Genomic DNA, 15,835 nt, shown 5'->3' on the forward strand with positions numbered 1-15,835 from the left:
GGGGCACTCAGGCCCCGCCGCCTTCCGCGGGCGGCACGATGCCGAGATGCTCGTAAGCGAGGGCCGTGGCCTGCCTGCCCTGCGGCGTGCGGACGATGAGGCCACGCTGGATTAGGTAGGGCTCATAGACGTCCTCGAGCGTGGAGGAGTCCTCCCCCACCGCCGAGGCGATGGTGGCGAGCCCCACGGGTCGGCCACGGAACGTGCGCGTGAGCGCATCGAGGATCCTGGCATCCATCCAGTCGAGTCCCATCTCGTCTATCTCGAAGAACGAGAGGGCCTCCGCCGCGACCTCCCACGTGACGCTGCCGTCGGCGCGCACCTGGGCATAGTCACGCACGCGCTTGAGCAGGCGGTTGGCCAGGCGCGGCGTGCCGCGCGCGCGGCTGGCGATCTCCTGGGCACCTTGGTGGTCCACCTCGACGCCAAGGATGGAGGCAGAGCGCTCCACGATGCGGGCGAGCTCGTCCGTGCCGTAGTAGTCGAGCCGATACGAGATGCCAAAGCGGTCCCGCAGGGGGCCCGTGAGGAGGCCCGTGCGCGTGGTGGCCCCCACAAGGGTGAAGCATGGGATGTCCAGCCTGATGGAGCGGGCAGCCGGGCCCTTGCCGATGACGATGTCGAGGGCGAAGTCCTCCATCGCCGGATAGAGGACCTCCTCGACCTGATGGTTGAGACGGTGGATCTCGTCCACGAAGAGGACGTCCCCCTCTTCGAGATTGGTGAGGATGGCCGCGAGGTCCCCCGTGCGCGCGATGGCTGGGCCCGAGGTGGTCTTGAGGCGCGCGCCCATCTCGGTGGCGACGACGCCGGCGAGCGTGGTCTTGCCCAGGCCCGGAGGACCCGAGAAGAGCACGTGATCCAACGTCTCATTGCGCTCCCTGGCGGCAGCGATGAGCACGCGCAGGTTGGATCGGACGCGCTCCTGGCCGATGTAGCCATCGAGCGTGGTGGGCCTCAGGCTGTGCTCGACGTCGATGTCGTCCGCCGTGAGCTCGCCGGTGACCATGCGCTCGCGCTCGTGGGACGGGGTCCCCACGGCATCCGCAAAGAGGTCGTCATCGGGGGCCTCCCACATCAGGCACCACCTCCCAGACGCCTGAGCGCGTAGGCGATGGTCTGCTCGAGCGTGGTCGCGCCCGCCTCGTCATGCCCCTTGAGGGCAAGGTCGCACTCCTGTGGGGTAAAGCCCATGGAGAGGAGCGCCGAGGTGGCCTCCTCGGCAGTCGATTCGGACGCATCGGGCTGGGATGGCGCACCGGATGGCACGTCCTGGCCGCCAGTCAACCCCCGCAACGTGGCGTCCTTGGCAAACACGTCAGAGAGCTCCATGAGCAGGCGCTGTGCCTTCTTCTTGCCCACACCGGGCACCTGGGCCATGCGACTGACGTCCTGCATCGTGACGATGGTGGCCAGCGCCGCCGGGGCGAAGGAGGAGAGGACGGCAAGGGCAAGCTTGGGTCCCACGCCAGAGATGGTGATGAGCCTGTCGAAGACGGCGCGTTCGTCGTCGGAGGCAAAGCCATAGAGCTCCATGGCATTCTCCTTCACGACCATGCGTGTGAGGAGGGTGATGCCGGCGCTGCCCGCCTGTGGCAGCGCGGCCACAGTGGTGGCCGAGACGCCTAGGACAAAGCCGATGCCGCCGACATCGAGCACGACAGACGTTGGAGACACGTCCACGAGCGATCCAGTGAGCTGGGAAATCATTGCGTGCTCCTCCTGCTCTGCCGCGCCCGGGACACAGCCGGACGCGCCTGGGGGCCTGCCGAGCGCAGCGCCACCGCCGCTGCCGTGGCGGCGGCGGTCTCCTCGCTGGCCCGTTTGCGTGCCTGGTCGCGTTGCGCCTGCTCGGCCTCGAAGACCGCGACGGAGGCAACGTTGCGGGCGACGCGCTGGGTGGTGGTGAGGTTGGCATGGCACACCGCCGCCGCGAGCGCGTCGGCACAGTGGTCGGGGCGTGGGTCGTGGTCGAGGGAGAGGATGGTGCGCACCATGAAGATGACCTGGCGCTTGTCGGCAGAGCCCGTACCCACCACGGCCTGCTTGATCTGCATGGGGGTGTACTCCCCCATCTGCAGCCCCGCCTCGGCGCACGCGACGATGGCGGCACCGCGCGCGTGTGCCGTCGCGATGGCGGAGCGCGTGTTCTCGCCAAAGAAGACCTTCTCTATGGCGAGCTCTGAAGGTGCGTAGGCGACGATGACCCGCGAGACCTCGTCGTAGATCCTCCCCAGACGGCGTGCGAGGTCGAGAGACGTGTCACTTGCGATGCACCCATAGGCGCGCGTCCGGCAGGTCGCACCACGCGTCTCGATGATCCCCCAGCCCGTATGGGCGAGGCCTGGGTCTATGCCGAGGATAACCATGCGTCTCCCTCTGCGGACACGAACGTCCGTTCTATGGTAGCACAGCCGGCACTCAGTTCTCGGAGAAGGGATAGCGCCAGCCGGGATGGTCGTCGGTGCGACCGTCGTGCTCCGTCTCCCCCAGCTCCCGCTGGGTCACGCTGATGTCAAGGCCCTGCGCCTGCGCGAAGTCGCGCAGCAGCGAAAGGGCCTCGGACATCTGGCGCGCGACGTCCTCCCGCGCCCCCTGCCCCAGGGGGGTGGCCCCATCAGATGGCGTCTGGGCATCGGTCGCATCCTCCTGCTGCCGCGATCGGTCAAGGTGCCGCTCGACCAGGTCCGAGAGTGTTGCCTGCAGCTCCCCCGGATGCGCGTGGGCGCCGTCACGCCAGGTCATGCCCGTGGGAAGCGCCGCCTCCCTGAGGGTGAGCGCGCCCGTGGCGAGCGTATGCGGCATCACGAGACACAGGCCATTGGCGTCATCCAGGGCATCGAGCACATCAAGTACGAACTCGCGCGAGAACCCCGTGACGTCGATGACGTCCGCTATGGGTCGAGCGTTCTCGAGGTACTCGGCCAGCACGCGGTCAATGGCGCTCAGGCGCTCCTCGCGTTCCTGCGCACCGCGAACCGCATGTCCCCACGGATCGGGAAGATCCGCGGGCATGAGCGCCACATGCGGAATGACCGGGGAGATGGTGTTTCTGAAGTGCGCCAACGTCAGGAGATCGGAGCGATACACGTCATACAGCGGAACCACGAAGGCCGCCGTCGCCTGGCGAGCATCGAGCCCCAGGGCGAGCGCCGTCTTGTCCTGAGATGAGAGCACGACGCCATCCAGCTCCGCTGCCCACGCGGCAAGCTGCGCCTCCACCTGGGAGGACTCGAGGACGTCCTCCGCGGACGCCCCCTGCGTGCGGGCATGCTCGGAGCGGCGGCTATCCACACGCAGGCGGGTCACCAGGTTGTCGGATGCCCGCTGTCCCGCCGCATCCGCCGCACAGAGCAGCGCGTGCACGTGCGTGGGACCGAGGGCATCCGAGGCAAGTATGGCCAGCACCTGCGAGGACAGGGTCCCATCGAGCGCCAGCACCACCTCGGGGGCGGCGCCCGCGCGAGCGGTGAGCCCCTTGATACCCAAGGTGAGCAGCTGCCAGAGAAAGAGCCGCTCGTCAAGGACGGGGCGCTCCGGACGCGTGTCAGGGACGGCCGCACCCTCCTCGAGGGGCGCAACGAGCAGATGCTCCTCGAAGGCGGGCGCCACGGCCACGAGCCCGTCCGTCGGCGACAGCACAAAACTCCCGCCGCATGAGACCGACTCGCCGCTCACGCCCAGTGACGCCACGCCCACGACCCAGCTCCCGAGGTTGGCCGCGTCGTCCGCATAGCTGTTCTCCTCCAGGGCGGCACCCAGCAGGCTCATGGGATCGTCCATGCTCGCCCCCTCGGAGTCGAGCAGCACCACGACGTCCGCCGATGTACCCGCATAGACGATGGCATCATACTCGTCGAGGGTGCAGGCAAACTGGAACGTTCTCCCCCCATAGGACAGCACGCGCGAGCCTGGCGCGACAGGCCGCTCGGGGGTCTCCCCCATCTGGAAGCCATCGACTTCCATGTTGAGCAGGCGGACCCTGCCGTCCGCCACCAGGGCGACATCGGCAAAGAGCGAATCCTCAAGCCCCAGGTAGACCGGTATGACACAGGGACAGGAAACGCGTTCGGAGAGGCCGCAGAGACAGCGGAAGACATCGACGTCAAAGTCCTGCTGGTCGCTCGGCCGCACGCCCTGGAAACCCGTCAGGGCGCCTGCCGAGAACAGGAGCAGGTCGACACCCTGCACCGCCGCAGCGCTCGCATAGGAGCAGATGCGCTCCCCTGTGGTCGTGAGGTCACCGGGGCGAGTCTCGATCTGTGCGATGCCGATTCTCATGACGAACCCTTCCTGCTCGTATCGCTTCCCTCAGGATACGCCATACGACCCGGATCGTTGGGGCCAAGGGCCGTACGGCCCCGTCGCCGCATCGGTCCCCGCCCATCCGCAGGCCCACCGCACACCTGCGTGAGATGGGGCCGCCGGTGTCAGGGGCCAAGGGCACCTGCCGGAGCGAGGGGCACGCCTATGAAAAGGCGGGCACCGGTCGAACCGGTGCCCGCGCACAGACGCTCGCCAAACGCCGTGGCCCTAGGCCCCTGCCTTCCACAGCCCGTGAAGGTTGCAGTGCTCAAAGGCCACAACCTTGGCGTCCGCGGGCACACCCGCAAACGTTGCGACGGGCTCCTCGCCAGGCTCGAGATGGTGGAACGACACGGCCTCGCCGTATGCCAGCGCGATCCACTGGATGAAGTGGGCCTCAAGCATGGGATGCGCGATCTCGCCGACCTTGACGGTCACGGTCTCGCCGGAACGTTCGATGACAGGCACGTGCTTCTCGGTTGCGGCATCGGTGGAGTCAGCGACCAGCTCCTCCATCGGCTCGCCACAACATTCGGGCGTGCAGGTTCCCTCGTTGACCACATAGACCAGATTGCCGCACGTATTGCAGCGATAGAAGGTAGGCTCGGACATGTTGGTTCCTCTCACTCGTCTGTGGCGCGATGGTCCCCACCATCGCATGCCCTCATTATTGCCATCATGTCAATAACATATACGGTCGTCCGGAAACTTATCTAGACCAGCTGTACGTGACCATCATGCCCCATCAGATCCCTGACCTCAGCGATGAGCACCATGTTGCGCGCGTCCACCTTCACGGGCAGGGCCATGCGCATGGTGCCGCCACTCGCCCCCTCGACAAGCAACTCGACATGGTCAAACCCGTTATAGCGGGAAAGGATGGACTGCAGCGTCTCGATGCGATCCTGCGAGAGCTGACGTGGCGTCATGCACACCTCCAGGACCTTGGGACGGTTGGATCTCTCGTTGAGCTCCATGCCCTCGACCGTCGAGGCGATGACCTGTATGCCCCTGTCGCCTCGCTCCAGCTTGCCCGTGACCTTGATGAACACATCCCCCACGCGCTCGCCCGTCTCGAGGTCGACCTCACCCTCCAGGGCGGCGGCGCACTCCTTGTAGGTCTTGGGAAAGACGACGACGGGCACCTCGCCCTCCATGTCCTCGAGCGTGACGATGGCCATCTGGTCACCACGCTTGGTGACCTTCTTGGCGACGCCACCCGTGGGGACCATGCCCGCGAGGCGAATGACCTTGCCATCGGGCACCTGGGGATGCGTGCCCGCCTCACCCGACACGGGATCGACAAAGGGGACGGTCGTATCGAGGTCGGCAATGGTGCAGTCACGCGCCTTGGAGAGGGCGTACTCGAACGGGCGCAGCGGATGGTCGGAGACATAGATGCCGAGCACCTCATGCTCCTGCGCGAGCTTGGTGTGGCGATCCCATTCGTCGTCGTTTGGTTCGGGAACATCATCCTCGAAGCCGGAGCCCGCCACGTCGCCGAACATGTCGAAGAGGGAGCTCTGGCCAGCGGCACGATCCCTCTGGCGCTTTGCCGCCGCATCGATGATGTTGGAGGGATCGAGCTTGTCCACGAAGGACATGCACTGCCTGCGTGGGTAGCCGGTGGCATCGAAGGCACCGGCCTTGATGAGCGCCTCCACGACGCGACGGTTTGCCTGGCCACCGTCCACGCGATCGACGAAGTCATGCAGGTTCTTGAAGGGCCCACCCTCGGCGCGCTCGGTCATGATGGCCTCCGCCGGGCCCTCGCCCACGCCGCGGATGCCGGCAAAGCCAAAGCGTATGCCATCGGCCGTCGCCGTGAAGTCCCTGCCGGACTCGTTGATGTCGGGGGGGAGCACCTGGATGCCCTCGTGACGGCATGCGCTCACGTAGTGGACGATCTTGTCCGTCTTGCCCATGTAGGACGTGAGGACCGAGGCCATGTACTCGCGCGGGAAGTAGGCCTTGAGCCAGGCCGTCTGCATGACGAGGATGGCGTAGCCCGCCGAGTGGCTCTTGTTGAAGGCGTAGGAGGCGAACTCAAGGACGTTGTCCCAAAGCTCCTGGGCGACTTCGCGCCGGTAGCCATTGGTGACGGCACCGTTCATCCAGTGGTCGTAGATGGTCTCGTCCGCACCGTTGCCCTCCCAGTGGAAGACCTCACCTGTCAGCATCTTGATCTTCTTCTTGGCCACGGGCTTGCGCATGCGGGAGTCTGACTCGCCCGGCGTGAAGCCACTCATCTTGACCGAGATCTGCATGACCTGCTCCTGGTAGACCATGGTGCCGTAGGTCTCCTCCAGGATGGGGCGCAGTCGCTCGTCGTAGTACGAGATCCTCTCTTGGCCATGCATGCGCTTGATGTAGCTGTCCACCATGCCGGCGCCCAAGGGGCCCGGGCGATAGAGGGCGATGAGGGCCACGATCTGCTTGTACTCCGTGGGCTGCATGTTCTTGATGGTGGCCGTCATGCCGTCGGACTCCACTTGGAACACGCCCGCCGTGTGGCCGCAGCCCAGCAGCTCGTAGATCTTGGGGTCTGCGAAGTCGATCTTGTCCACGTCGATGTCCACGCAGGTGGCATCGGGTTTGAGACAGGCCCTGACGGCCCTTGGCATGGCCTCGATGTCGGCTGCGGCGGGATGGCTGTGGCGGATGTTGGCCAGCGCCTTGTCGATGACGGTGAGGGTGCGCAGACCCAGGAAGTCCATCTTGAGCAGGCCCATGTCGGCCACCGAGTGACCCTCGTACTGCGTGATGGTGACGTTGCCCTTGGTGTCGAGCTTGGTGGGCACGTGGTCGGTGACGGGCGTGGGGGCGATGAGCGTGGCGCAGGCGTGCACGCCCTCGCCGCGCGTCAGCCCCTCGATGGAGAGGGCCGCATCGATGATGTGGTGCGCGTCGGGGTCCTTGTCGTAGGCGTCCTCAAAGTCGGGCGAATACTGGTCGGGCCTCTTCTCGTTCTTGTGCAGGGCATTCCCGAGCGCCAGCTTGGGGTCGTTCGAGAGCATCTTGGAGAGGCGCTGCCCCACGTAGACGGGCTGGCCCAGCACGCGGGCGGCATCGTTGATGGCCTGCTTGGCCTTGATGGTGGAGTAGGTGATGACCTTGCAGACGTGGTCCTCGCCGTAGACGTCGCGCACGTGTTGCAGGACGTCCTGCAGGTGCTCGTCATCGAAGTCCATGTCGATGTCGGGCATCTCGGAGCGCTGCGGCGAGAGGAAGCGTTCGAACATGAGGTTGTTCTCGAGCGGGTCGAAGCTCGTGATGTTCATGGCATAGGCCACGATGGCCCCTGCCGCCGAGCCGCGGCCCGGCCCCACGCCGATGCCGTTGTCCTTGGCCCACTGGACGTAGTCCTGCACGATGAGGAAGTAGTTGGCAAAGCCCTTGTCGCAGATGACCTTGTACTCGTACTCGAAGCGCTCCTGCACGTTGATGCCGTTGATGACCACGTTGCGCCAGTCGTTGCCATAGCGCCTTGCCAGGCCTCTCTCGCACTCCGTCCGGAAGCGTTCCTCTGCCGTCTCACCGGACTTGAGCCCTGGGAAGTTCGGCAGGTACATGCTGGACCAGTCAAGCTCGAAGTCGCACTTGTCTGCGATCTCGAGCGTGGTGTCACACGCCTCGGGAATCCAGGAGAAGAGCTCGCGCATCTCCTGTTCGCTCTTCATGTAGAACTCGCTGCCCTCCATGCGCATGCGGTTGGGGTCATCGAGCGTGGTGGCCTTGCCGATGCAGGAGAGGATGTCCTGCGTGGGGGCGTCCTCGCGCGTGAGGTAGTGAAAGTCATTGGTGACGACGACCTTGATGTCCAGCTCGCGGGCGATCCTGACGAGGTACTCGTCGAGCTTGCGATCGTCCCAGCCGTTGCGGAAGCTGAGACCGTGGTCCTGTATCTCGATGTAGAAGTCATCGCCGTAGATGCCCCTGAAGGCACGCGCCCACTCGCGAGCCTCGTCCACGTTGCCCTCGAGGATGCGCTGGGGGATGATGCCCTGCACGCAGGCGCTCTGGCAGATGACGCCCTCGCTGTAACGCCTGAGCATGTCGAGCGTGACGCGCGGCTTGTAGTAGTACATCTCGTGGCCCGCGGCGATGGACATGCACCTGAGCAGGTTGGCATAGCCCGTCTCGTTCTTGGCGAGCAGGATGAGGTGGTAGCGACGCTGCTTGGTGCCGCGCTCGATGCAGTCGTCCGTGATGAAGTAGGACTCGCAGCCGAAGATGGGCTTGATGCGCAGCGGGGCACGATGGGCCTGAACGGCGGAGAGGTCGTGGTCGGACCCCTCCCACGCCCGGACGTCCCCCTCCCATTGGGCATGCGCGCACTGCCAGGGCTCCGCATCGGGACGGTCGGGCTCAGGTTCGTCCAGGTCCCAGCCCTTCTTGAAGCACTCCACATCGTGGCGCCACTGCACCATGGCGGGGGCGTCGTCGTTGTAGTGGCGGCACTCGAGGTCGAGGTTGGGGATGCCAAACATGTAGCCGTGATCCGTGAGGGCGACGGCGGGCATCTTGAGGTCCACCGCACGCTTGACCATGTCGGGAATGCGCGTGGCGCCATCGAGGATCGAGAAGTCCGAGTGATTGTGGAGATGGACGAATGCCATGCGCGCTGCCTCCGGGAAAGCCGAACACCGTCAGGACAGATGATAGCCGAACGCCCCGACCGAATCCGCCGGCATCGCCCCACGCATAGCTGCGGATTCACAGATATCCCCAGCTAAACCGCATTTCGAGGAACGCACGTTCCCATACGACGTCCATCTCGTGCCGTGCCGACCGCCGCGGATGCGAGCGCACGGGTCAGGAGGCCCCACTCCGTGGCTAGCCGCCGGTCTGCCCGATCCTCGGCTGGTGCTTTCCATCGAACGCATAGCGCACGACCACCGGCTCGCCGGGAGTGCCCCCCAGCTCGCCCGCATCGAGCTCGACGCAGCAGAAGGCGCACGTCACGCGCTCCATGCCGCACTGCATGAGCACGTAGGCATAGAAGTTGGCCTGCATGCGATGGCGCGCCTCGATCTCTGCGAGCGTGAGAGCGCGATCGCCCGTCTTGTAGTCCACCACGAGCGCATCGGGGGCGTCGGGGTCGGTGGCCAGAAGGTCGATGGCCCCCTCCACATAATCGCCGAACGAGGAGCCAACGGCCAGGAAGAACGGCACCTCGGCACGCACGAGGCCGTGGCGGCACACCTCGCGTCGCAGCGAGGAGGCACACCAACGGGCAAGGGCCGCATCCAGGCGCGCCCCCGCACGCTCGGAGAGGTGCCAGAGGCGCTTGCTCGCGGCGACACGCTCCGCGCAGGGGACGTCCGCCCCACACTCCACAAGCGACTGCGCGAGTTCGTGGAAGGCGGAGCCCAGGTTGGTGGCCTTGTCCGCATCGTCCGGCGCGGCCGCGGCCTCGTCCTGGGCCGCGCGCCCCACCCGCACGGAGGGGGCGGGCGCACCGTCGTCCATGAGCGCATGGGCCGAGGAGTAGCTGAACACCCCCTCACGCGGCGTCCACAGGGTCGTTGCGGGCAGGGCGGCATCGGACTCGACCCCAAAGAACGTGAAGGCGCGCGCCTCGGGCACATCGTTCGCGGAGCATGCCGTGCCCGACATCCCCCCCTCCGGCAGGGACAGCGTACCGGCGGAATCGACCACGGGACCACCGGTCGCCTTCGTGACCTCGACGCGGCGCACGGACGCCGCGGCCTTTCCCCCAAAGTCGAGGGAGGACCGTCCCACCCCAGGCAGCGTGCCTCCATAGAGGGCGTCCAGGAGGCCCCCCGCCAGCGTGGGTGCCAGTCCCCTCTTGGTGACGTTGCAGTAGACGCCCACGATCAGAGCCTCACGAGCCCTCGTGAGCGCGACGTACAGCAGGCGTGTCCTCTCCGCCTCCTCCTCGGCCCTCGAGCGCCCCCGCAGGCAGGAGAACCACTCCCCCAGCGTGCGGGGGTCATCGCAGGCAGACGCCGCGGACTGCCGAGGCACGCCCTTGGGCATGAGCACCACGGGACACGTGCCCGCATCGCCTGGGCCGTCCATCATGACGCGCGAGCGCATCCTAGGATTGTCCCAGCACTCCGCCACGGCCACGATGGGGAACTCGAGGCCCTTGGAGGCATGGATGGTCATGACGCGCACGGCCGTGGTCTCCCCGCCCGAAAGCGACGCCGGGGGAACCTTTGCCAGCGCGAGCCAGCGGTCAAACTCCAGAGCCGCCCGTGCCGGCCCCAGGCCAAGGTCTTCCGTGAGCTCGCGCACGTAGCGGACGGCCGCGAGCACGTTCGCCTCGCGCGACCTCCCCGCCGCACCCTCCCGCTCCAGGCGGGAGAGCCATCCCGACCCGCGGATGACCCGCAGGCACACGTCCGCGACCGGCAGCGCGGAGAGGAGCCGGCACGCCTCGCAGAGCACCTCGTGGGCGCGGGAGAGGCGCCTGGAGGGCCTGTCCCCATGGAAGAAGACCATGTCACGCAGGCCGACGTCGATAGGTCGCTTGGTCGGTGCGTCAAGAACGGCCTGCGGGCGCGTGCCCAGCTGCACGAAGTCGTTGGCGTCGAGCTCGAACATCTCCGAGGACAGCAGCGGGAACAGACCCGTCTGGGTATCCCGCGGGTTCGCCAGGGCATGCAGGAGCGCCGCGACCACCCTGACCTCAGGGGCATCCGTGAACGTCGAGCCCCCCGTGACGATGCACTCGAGGCCACACGCCCGAATGGCGTCTATGTAGAGCTCGGCATGCGATGTGGTACCCAGGAGGAGCGCCATGTCCCCCGGCCGCTCGCCTGCCTGCCGGTAGCGCGCGAGACGATCGGCGATGCCCAGGGCAAGCACACGACGCCGGTCGGCCAGCGCGGCGGTACCACTCGCAATCTCGATGCTCACGCGCGGAATGTCCGGGCAGTGATACCCATCCGGACGCCCGGGATCGGCATCGAGGTGCATGAAGCCCCCCAGCAGGCCTCGGGCTCCCCCACAGACCCTGTCGACAAACGAGAGCACATCCGCATGGCTGCGATAGTTGGTCGAAAGGCGTATGTGCTCACGGGAAGGCAGCGCCTCCCCACGACCCCTGAACACACTCACGTCCGCCCCACGGAAGCGGTAGATGGACTGCTGGGCATCGCCCACGGTGGCGAGGTGCCGGGCGCCCTTCCCCGCAAGCATGGTTATGAGCTCAAGCTGCTGGGCGTCGGTGTCCTGGAACTCGTCCACCATCACGAGGTGGAAGCGGCCCTCATAGTCTCGCGCCACCTCGGGAGACGACGTTACCGCGCGCAGGGCCAGGGTGACGAGGTCATCGTCATCAAGCAGCGAGGCCTCGCGCTTGGCCTGCGCATAGCGCTCGTCCGCCGCACGGGCAAGCCCGATGAGCTCCTTGGCGACAGGACGCATGTCCATCAGCGCGAGCTCGAGCCTGGCGCGGGCGAGGTCGGCCCTGGCGGCGGACAGGGCCTCCTTGATGCAGGTGGGCCGACCCTTGGGAATGCTCACCCGCTCGAGAACGCGGCGTGCCTCCTCTGCCGTACGCCTGCCGGGCGGCAGCCGGGCGAAGGCGTCCAAGGCCTCAAGGGAGGGCCCTATGACCGCGCGGGCCTTGTCCGTGAGCCCGTCGGCCACCAGGGTCCCATAGCTCGCACGGAGGGAGCCCATGAGCTCGTCGACATCGGCGGCGGGCGGCACCGTCAGCGCATCGTAGCCACACCTCCGAGCCGCCTGCATGATGTCGTCCACCATGCCGAGGACGCCGGAGTCGCCGCGTGGCCCCTGTACGCCGAAGTCGAACTGGTCGAAGGCGGCTGCCAGCGCCGCGCTCTCGTTGGTGCCGCGATGGGCCTCGCCCACCACGTCCCAGAGCGCCCGACGGCGCAGCTCGTCCGCTGCGTTCGTGGACGCCATGGAGAAGCCGGGGTCAAGCCCCAGGTCGAGCGCATGGCGCTTGAGGATGCGCGAGCACATGCCATGAATGGTGCTGATCCAGGCGGAGTCCACCGAGAGGGCCGCCTCCCGCAGGCCCAACGCACGCAGGCTGGAGCGTACGCGCTCCCTGATCTCACGCGCAGCGGCACGCGTGAACGTGATGACGAGCACCTGCGAGAGATCGTCCAGGAAGGGCCTGCCGTCTGGCCCGGACCCCTCCGAGAGTGCCCACGCTATGCGCTGCGTGAGCGTGAACGTCTTGCCCGAACCGGCACCCGCCTCGACGAAGAGAGGCTCGTCCAGCGTGGTGACGATGGACCGTTGGCCATCGTTGAGGCCCGAGAGGTCAAGGCCACTCATGAGCTCAGCCTCCTCTCGCAGTTCATCACCGGACAGTACTCGCAGGCATACCGGTCCCTGGGCCGCGCCTCGATCCTTCCCTCGAGCAGCTCCTGCACCTTTGCCCCGATGAGCTCCTCGGTGGCATCAAGCAGGCCATCCATGCCCCGGGCCTCCCCCGCCCGGAAGGTCGCCCCCTCCGGCACCGCCATGCGCGCAAGCGCCTTGGCTCCGGGCAGGTGGGGGCCAAAGACCCTCTCGCACGCATCCTCGCGCACGGCCCCCGCGATCGCATGGTCCCCCCTGGTGGCCAGATAGACGGTACCCACCACCTTGAGATCGGGGTGACGGCGGCGCACGACCTGGCCATAGATGAGCGACTGCACCCTGCGGGGAAGCTCGAGCGTGCCATCCTTTGCGGGGCCCTCCTTGGGAAAGGCGGCGTACTCGTCCCCGAACGTGGCAGGGCTCTTGTGCTTGTAGTCGATCACCACCGCCTGGCCATGGGCATCCACGTCCACGCGGTCGATGGTGCCGCTGAGGTAGGCTCCCGCATATTCCACAAGGTCGTCTCCTCGGCCGAAGTCCCACTCGAAGTGGCGCGGCTCGTACCCCACGAAGATCGTGGACTCGTAGTCGAGCAGCGAGAGGAGGTCCTTGTGCAGCGTGGCGAGCATGCCCTCCTCAGGCGCCGTATGCGGCACAAACGACTGCGGGCGCTTGCGCTTTCCCTCACGGATGCCCTGATGGCGCAGGTGCGCCGCAAACTCCTCGTCCAGCACCTCGCGGGCACGTCCGAGCATAAGGGCATCGTGGTCGCTCACCCGCGATCCCGGCACCCTGAGCTCCGGATGGGCGGCGACATCGGGCAGGGGCTCGCCCGCCGCGGCAAGAGCCTCGAGGGCGTCGTCGAGCAGCGCACGATGCGTGACCTCCAGCACGCGATGTGCAAAGACGCCCATCTCCAGGGCGCCAAGGCCCGCATCGACCGTCCCCAGCCTCAGGCGACGGAGGCTGAACCACTTGTAGGGGCACTCGAGGTACGACTCGAGCTGCGAGGCGGAGAGCTGCGGCTTGCCATCGACCAGCCCCACGAGACTCCCCTCCTGGGGCACGACGATGAACGGCCGCTTGGAGGGATCGATCCGCCCGGCGGGGGCGACCTGCTCCACCCCCTGCGGCGCAGGCGCACCGCAGGGTGAGACGTTCTCCGCGGCGCCCAGCTCGTCACGGGTCTCCACAGGCAGTGCCCCTCGGGCGTCCTGCCCATAGCAGGCGAGCAGCTCGGTGAGCATCACGGAGGGGTATGCCTGCCTGGCGTCCGCGTCATTTGTGACGAACTCGAGCGCGAACTGCCGCGTGGGTGCGGCGAGCGTGGCGGTAAAGCGGGCGCGCGACAGGTCCATGGGGCTCAGGGGCGGCTCGACGCCCAGCGTCTCGAGGAGCGCCGTCAGGACGTCGTCCCCGGTGCCGACGGGAGCCTCCTCGGATGTCTGGCCACAGCAGACGAGCGCGTCGACGGAGCCGGGGTCAAGGCGCGCCGCCGCGGGGGCATCCATCACATCCACGACGCACGATGCGCCGGGCACGACGACCTGCGGCCTGACCCGAAGGGGCCGGGCCTCGAGCGCACGGCAGCAGACGTCCACGAGCGTCTCGAGGCCGACGTCCCCCTCGGCCGCCGGACCGGCCATGATGCCCAGCTCCCTGAGGGTACCGGCCACATCCAGCACGGCCGTCAGGACGCCCGTCGCCTCGGCCTCCGCAAGGGCACCCGGGCCGTCGGGCACCGTCGCCGCCGCATCGGACGTGGCCCTGTCGCCAGCGCCACAGGGTGCGAGCAGCTTGGAGGCCATGGAACCCACACGGCCCCGTAGCAGCTCGCGTGTGGCATGGGCGACGGTGGCGGAGGTCAGCTTCCCGTTCTGCAGCTGGCCAAGGACATCGGCGGGCGTGAGCAGGCGATCCCTGCGCCACGAGGCGTCGAGCCGGTACGCCCTGCCCACGGGGACGCGGGAGACGCCCGAGAGCAGAAAGTCGATGAGGTTCGAGGGGGGCCACCACTCCATGCTGCCCAAGCGGACGAGCGTGCCCTCCTCCACGCGCTCGGGCGCCGGCCATGTGGCGTCAAGCGCGGCGAGACGGGCGACGCCTCGCATGAATCCGGTCAGCGCGCGTCCCGCCTCCGTCTGGCCACAGGGCCGCACAAGCCGAGCGCGCGCCGAGATGCCCCGCGCCTGGAGCTTGGGAGCCAGCTCCCGCCAGGCGCGCGCCGTGTCGGGCGCGCTCACGGCGATCCGCGCGGCACCCGCGCGGGCGAGCGCGGCACAGTGACGCGCGACGAGCTCGGCCTCCGCCGTTGGGCCCGCCGCCTCGAGCAGCGTGACCGCACCGGTGGGCCCCACACCGCCCTCCCCGCCAGAGAACAGCGACCGCAGCACGCCTGTCAGCTCGTCCGCACGACGAGGATGCCACCCGGCGGCACACCTGCGCTCGGACACCTCCACGCCCCGCGAGCGCGCCGACGCCACGAGGTCGGCCAGGACCGCGTCGCCAGCGGCATCCACCTGGGAACCGTAGGCTCTCACCTGCAGGTGCACGGCCGTCAGCCGAGCAAGGCCGGCCAAGAGCTCGCGCTCTGCGCGCGGCAGCATGGCCATGCCCACCGCCACGATGGGGGGGACCGCAACGCCCTGCCGTACAAGCGTGTCGGGAAGGCTGGCCATGACCTCACCTTCCTCGACGAGGCCCTGCTCGCGCGCGCGGGTGGCATAGGTGCCCACCAGACGAATGACGCTCCGCTCCGCCTCGGTGCAGCGCTCGAGGGCGTCCGCGTGGGTGGCGGCGCGCGCGCCCATGGGAAGCCAGGGGAGCGCCCGCCGCGCAAGGTCCTGCATCAGATGCCCGGTGCCGGGGTTTGCCTCCACGCCACCCCGCTCCTCAGGGGTTGCCTGCGCAAGCACCTGGCCCACAAGAATGGCACGGGCGGTACCCTCGATGACCCTGGAACCGTCCCCCCACACCTCCCAGCGCTCACGGGCCCACGCGGAGGGCGTGGCTATGGTGACTCCCAGCGACAGCCCCGCATGCCGGGAGAGCTCGCGCGCGGCGACGAGCTGCGTCGTGAGGTCCGGCACCAGCAGGGTGGCGCGCCCCTGTGTCGCAAGCGCCTCCTTGAGCGTCGCCACCACGGCATCGCTCACCAGACGCTCGTCGGTCGTCCTCACTATGCACAGCGACATGACTCCCCCACCACGGCCTCCCTCGT

8 protein-coding genes are annotated in these 15,835 nt (G+C 67.7%); all 8 read right to left on the reverse strand.

What is annotated here, in order from left to right; all coding sequences use genetic code 11:
- Positions 1 to 7: 7 nt before the first annotated feature.
- The gene (ruvB, locus tag J2S71_RS11280) at positions 8 to 1,078 is read right to left on the reverse strand and encodes a Holliday junction branch migration DNA helicase RuvB (RefSeq protein ID WP_307391944.1); all 1,071 of its coding nucleotides are present in this window, start codon (positions 1,076 to 1,078) and stop codon (positions 8 to 10) included.
- Positions 1,078 to 1,710 carry a Holliday junction branch migration protein RuvA gene (ruvA, locus tag J2S71_RS11285; protein WP_021726089.1) on the reverse strand — a complete coding sequence of 211 codons (633 nt, stop codon included), beginning with the start codon at positions 1,708 to 1,710 and terminating at the stop codon, positions 1,078 to 1,080. The genes ruvB and ruvA overlap by 1 nt, the downstream gene beginning before the upstream one ends.
- Positions 1,707 to 2,369, reverse strand: a complete 663-nt coding sequence (gene ruvC / locus J2S71_RS11290; protein ID WP_307391947.1) for a crossover junction endodeoxyribonuclease RuvC — start codon at positions 2,367 to 2,369, stop codon at positions 1,707 to 1,709. Before ruvC ends, ruvA begins: the two co-directional genes overlap by 4 nt.
- A 52-nt stretch (positions 2,370 to 2,421) precedes the next feature.
- The gene (locus J2S71_RS11295; RefSeq protein ID WP_307391949.1) at positions 2,422 to 4,281 is read right to left on the reverse strand and encodes a hypothetical protein; all 1,860 of its coding nucleotides are present in this window, start codon (positions 4,279 to 4,281) and stop codon (positions 2,422 to 2,424) included.
- 252 nt (positions 4,282 to 4,533) lie between these two features.
- On the reverse strand, positions 4,534 to 4,917 hold the full coding sequence (locus tag J2S71_RS11300) for a desulfoferrodoxin family protein (protein ID WP_021726238.1): 384 nt from the start codon (positions 4,915 to 4,917) through the stop codon (positions 4,534 to 4,536).
- Positions 4,918 to 5,018: 101 nt separating this feature from the next.
- The gene (gene dnaE, locus J2S71_RS11305; protein WP_307391953.1) at positions 5,019 to 8,924 is read right to left on the reverse strand and encodes a DNA polymerase III subunit alpha; all 3,906 of its coding nucleotides are present in this window, start codon (positions 8,922 to 8,924) and stop codon (positions 5,019 to 5,021) included.
- 217 nt (positions 8,925 to 9,141) lie between these two features.
- Positions 9,142 to 12,588: a UvrD-helicase domain-containing protein gene (locus J2S71_RS11310; RefSeq protein ID WP_307391955.1), complete on the reverse strand. Its 3,447-nt coding sequence runs from the start codon at positions 12,586 to 12,588 to the stop codon at positions 9,142 to 9,144.
- Positions 12,585 to 15,809: a PD-(D/E)XK nuclease family protein gene (locus J2S71_RS11315; RefSeq protein WP_307391956.1), complete on the reverse strand. Its 3,225-nt coding sequence runs from the start codon at positions 15,807 to 15,809 to the stop codon at positions 12,585 to 12,587. Before J2S71_RS11315 ends, J2S71_RS11310 begins: the two co-directional genes overlap by 4 nt.
- Positions 15,810 to 15,835: the final 26 nt, after the last annotated feature.

The sequence above is a fragment of the Olsenella profusa DSM 13989 genome (genome assembly GCF_030811115.1).
In the GTDB taxonomy this organism is placed as follows: Bacteria; Actinomycetota; Coriobacteriia; order Coriobacteriales; family Atopobiaceae; genus Olsenella_F; species Olsenella_F profusa.